This window comes from Nevskia soli (assembly GCF_903970205.1).
In the GTDB taxonomy this organism is placed as follows: Bacteria; Acidobacteriota; Terriglobia; order Bryobacterales; family Bryobacteraceae; genus Bog-113.
Window position 1 is genome coordinate 1 of sequence record NZ_CAJCHS010000398.1, and the last position, 3,919, is coordinate 3,919.

Consider the following 3,919-nt stretch of genomic DNA (forward strand, 5'->3'; position numbering starts at 1 on the left):
GTTTCGTGCTCGCCGTATCGCGTGCCGATCGCGCGACTCGCGGCGGCGCAGGCGGCCATTTCGGGTGATAAGTCCGAAGCGATGCGCACGGCGTAATGGACGACGAACCGCTTCCGCTACTCCGCAAGATCCTTCCCTACACGAGCGTCGCGGTTGTCATCGCGGCGCTCTATGTCGCCTATACTTTCTACTCGCGCTACAGCGATGCGCAAAGCGCGAAACAAGCCGCCCAGAACAAAGAGGTCGAGCGCGCTCGCGACACGCTGGACCGCGTAGGAGACCTCAGCCAGCTCAAGATCACGAGCTTTTACGCTTCACCGGGGATTGTAACTCCCGGGGGTAGCGCGACGATCTGCTACGGCGTCACGGGAGCCAAGACGGTTACGCTTGATCCGCCGGTCGCGCACGTTTATCCCGCGCTTTCTTATTGCTTCGATAGTGTAGTGAAGAAAACTACGAAGTATACGTTGACGATTGGAGACGGCAAGGGGCACACGGAGTCGCAGAGCTTCGAGATCAAAACCGCACGGTAGACCTCAGGTTAAAGAAGCCCGTGGCGCAACATTACGACGTAACGCTGAAGACGCTATTGCGAGACTCCGCCGGGCGGGCGGTCCGCGCGGCGACCGGCCTATCGATTCAGGAGTGGCTGGATATCGAGCTGCCGAAAGTAGCGAATCCCCGAATGGACCTGCTGGGACGAGCGCTGGATGGCAGCCTGCTGCACCTGGAATTGCAAGTCGCCAACGATCCGGACATGCCGCAGCGGATGGCTGAGTACGCGCTCGGTATTTATCGGATATTCAAGATCTTCGCGCGGCAGATCGTACTCTACGCCGGCGAGCCGGATCTACGGATGCCGGGGAGTCTCGAAGGCCCGCGCTTTTCCTTCAGCTATCAGATCGTCGATCTGCGGAATCTCGACGGCGAAGCGCTTCTCCGGAGCGATCATGTCGGCGATAATGTATTAGCGATTCTGACGCGACTGCCGGACCAGCGGCGTGCGGTTACAGATATCCTCGGTAAGATCGCGACACTGGAGGCGACGAAGCGCGAGGAAGCGATCGAGCAGCTCTTTATTTTGGCGGGCTTACGAGGGCTTGAAGATACAGTCGATAAGGGGATTCAGAAGATGGCAACTTTCCATGACCTCATTTTGAGCAATAAGGTTCTTGGCCGCGAATATAAGCGCGGTTTGGAAGAGGGCGAACTTAAGGGCGAACTTAAGGGCAAACTTCAGGGCAAACTTGAGGGCAAAATTGAGGGCAAAATTGAGGGTGAAGTCGAAGGCGAGCGGCGGTTTTTGCGCCGTCAGCTCGAAAAGCGCTTCGGCGTCATTCCCGAATGGGCGGAGCAGCGGCTTAATAGCCAGTCGGTCGCAGACTTGGAGAACCTCGGCCTCCGCTTACTCGACGTCGGGAGCCTCGAAGAATTGCTACGATAACCTCTGGCACGTAGTCGGGCCAAACTTGAGGTCGAGGCCCAAAGCGCGCGGAAGTTCTTCCGCCCTATGATCGAAACGCGGTTCGGCGTCATTCCTGCGTGGGCGGAGCAGCGGCTTAATAGCCAGTCGCTCGAAAACCTGGTGGATCTGGGGGTCCGCTTAATCGACGGCCAGACCCTCGAAGACGGTTTCAATAACTCTAGTACTTAGCGTTTTAATAGTTAGCCAGGAAAGCCTCAACCTGCGGCTTCTGCGCCGCTGTCTGCGCGATACAAAGGTTGATACTCTCCACAACCTGATCCAGGGTCCGCGGCGCGCCCACGAACTTATCCACGCGCGGCTTGAAGAAAGCTTCCAGCTCATCCCGCGATTGCGCATCGCAATAAGACGCGCCCACCTGCGGTAGCACCGAACCGAAGTCGAACCCGCCGCCGCTCGGCATCATCGAAGTTACCTTGTCCCAATGCGCCTGCAGAAATTCAAACGGCAGCTTACGAGTAGATGGCTCGGTTTGTCCGTTGAAGAGAAGAAACGCGCCTTCCATGAACGGAACCTTGCCGTCGATCACGCTGTTCATCCCCGCCTGAATCGCAGCCGGGTCGCGGAACGATCCCATCGCGGCGACCAGCCGCTGCCGCACCTGCTTATCCCGCGTCTCCCCGAACTCGGCAAGGAACCGATCGAACAGCGTCTTATCTCCGTAGAAAGCCGCGGTACGGAGCACCGACGTCGTGACATTCGGATCGAGACTGTCGTGATTCTGAAACCATTTCTCGGCTAGCTCAGCCGCTTGTTTCGCGAGTTCCTGATCGCCGCCGTAAGTCGCTACGATCCGCACCAGCTGCGGCCGCAGTAAACGTGCGTCCTCGGATTCGCCCGGCTTCGGCGTCCACCCCAGCTCATGCGCGCGCGCCTGGAAATTCTTGTCGAGGAAGCGCTGATAATTCGGCTCGAGACTCTGCGGGACGAGATAGGCGCGCGGGGTCAAGGCAAGCTGCGCGGCGTTGATCAGGACGTCCCGTTCCGGGTCGTTGTGGAATGTCGCCACCAGGCCGAGCGCTTCGCCGGCGCCAAGTTTTCCGGCGCCCGAAAGCGCCTCCGCATTCCCCATCAGGTCCACGCGCTCAGGCGCCGTGAGCCGGGTTTGCACATCGCCGGCGGTCAGCTTCGCTAGTAAGTCGCCCTGATAATCGACGCGATAATAACCTTTGGCATCGGCATTCGCTTCGATCCACGCCGGGCAACTCGTGGCTTTCAGCGACCAATCCTGTGAGGGCGCGGTCATGAGCGTACACTCGCTCTTACCGTCCGGGTAGCGCACGCAAAACGGCACGCTCCAGACCTGATCCGCGCCGCCTTTCGAACCGAGCGGCAGAAAGCGCGACTGTTCCAGATGCAGCGACGGCGCGCCCTGATCGCACTTCAATGTGACCGAAACCATCGGGATTCCGGATTGGTTCAGGAACGTCGAAAACGGCTTGGACACATCTTTGCGCCACGAAGAACTGAGCGAATCCAGAAACTCGTCAGCGGTGGTTGCCTTCCACGAATATTGCTTCAGGTAAGCCTGCACGCCCTTCCGGAACTCAGCCGGAGTCATGTAGGTTTCGAACATCCCGATCACCGCGCCGCCCTTCTGATAGGTGATCGAATCGAAGGCATTATTGATGTCGTCCTTAGTCTCGATCGGCTGCCGGATTTTGCGCGCCGTCATCAGACTGTCTTCACGCATGGCCCCGAGCTTTTCATCCACGTCCTCAACATTGGTATGCCACTCCGGATGCATCTCGACAGTCGACTTTTGCTCGAACCAAGTTGCGAACGCCTCGTTCAACCAGATATCGTTCCACCACGCCGTTGTCACCAGATCGCCGAACCACTGGTGCGCCAACTCATGCGCGGCGGTCACGAAGTATCCGCGCTTCCGATTGATCGTGTCGGATTCCGGTTTGGCAAGTATGATGTTCTGTGCATACGTCACCATGCCGGGGTTCTCCATCGCGCCCCATCCGGAGGTGTCGGGAACCGCGACTTGGTCGGCCTTGTCATAGGGAAACGGAATGCCGAAGTATTGCTCGTGATGATTGATGATCCCAGCGGTAACTTCAGCGGCATACGCTGCTTCCGCCGCATGCCCCTTCGGCACAACGATCCGCACCGGGACATGATTCCTCGCGGTGAAACCCGCGGGCACATACTCGAACGGCCCGGTTGCGAATGCCACGAGGTAACTCGGCAGCGGCTTGGTCTCATGGAACTGAACGGTTCGCATCGCGCCGTCCGTCTTATCTGAAATCGGCGTTGTATTGCTGATAGCCGTGTCGGCTGCCGGAACGTGCAGGGTCAGTTGCCAGGGCGTCTTATAAGAAGGTTCGTCGAAGCAGGGAAAAGCGCCGCGCGCATCCGTCGCTTCAAACTGCGAGAAGATGTACCAGTTGTCGTTGTCTTTCTGCCGGAAGATCGCCGTGCTGTTCT

Annotated in this window: 4 protein-coding genes; 3 read left to right on the forward strand and 1 reads right to left on the reverse strand. The window is 58.6% G+C overall.

From position 1 onward, the window contains the following. The first annotated feature begins 95 nt into the window (after positions 1–95). The 3 genes from H1Y01_RS17260 (at position 96) to H1Y01_RS17270 (ending at position 1,654) form a co-directional block, all read left to right on the forward strand. On the forward strand, positions 96–533 hold the full coding sequence (locus H1Y01_RS17260; protein WP_180541749.1) for a hypothetical protein: 438 nt from the start codon (positions 96–98) through the stop codon (positions 531–533). Positions 534–553: 20 nt separating this feature from the next. Further along, positions 554–1,444, forward strand: a complete 891-nt coding sequence (locus H1Y01_RS17265) for a DUF4351 domain-containing protein (protein WP_180541750.1) — start codon at positions 554–556, stop codon at positions 1,442–1,444. A gap of 66 nt (positions 1,445–1,510) precedes the next feature. Next, positions 1,511–1,654, forward strand: coding sequence for a hypothetical protein (locus tag H1Y01_RS17270; RefSeq protein ID WP_180541751.1), 144 nt, complete (start codon positions 1,511–1,513; stop codon positions 1,652–1,654). A gap of 4 nt (positions 1,655–1,658) precedes the next feature. Here the strand turns inward: H1Y01_RS17270 and H1Y01_RS17275 are convergent. After that, the coding region (locus H1Y01_RS17275) for a M1 family metallopeptidase (RefSeq protein WP_180541752.1) at positions 1,659–3,919 on the reverse strand (2,261 nt) is incomplete at its 5' end.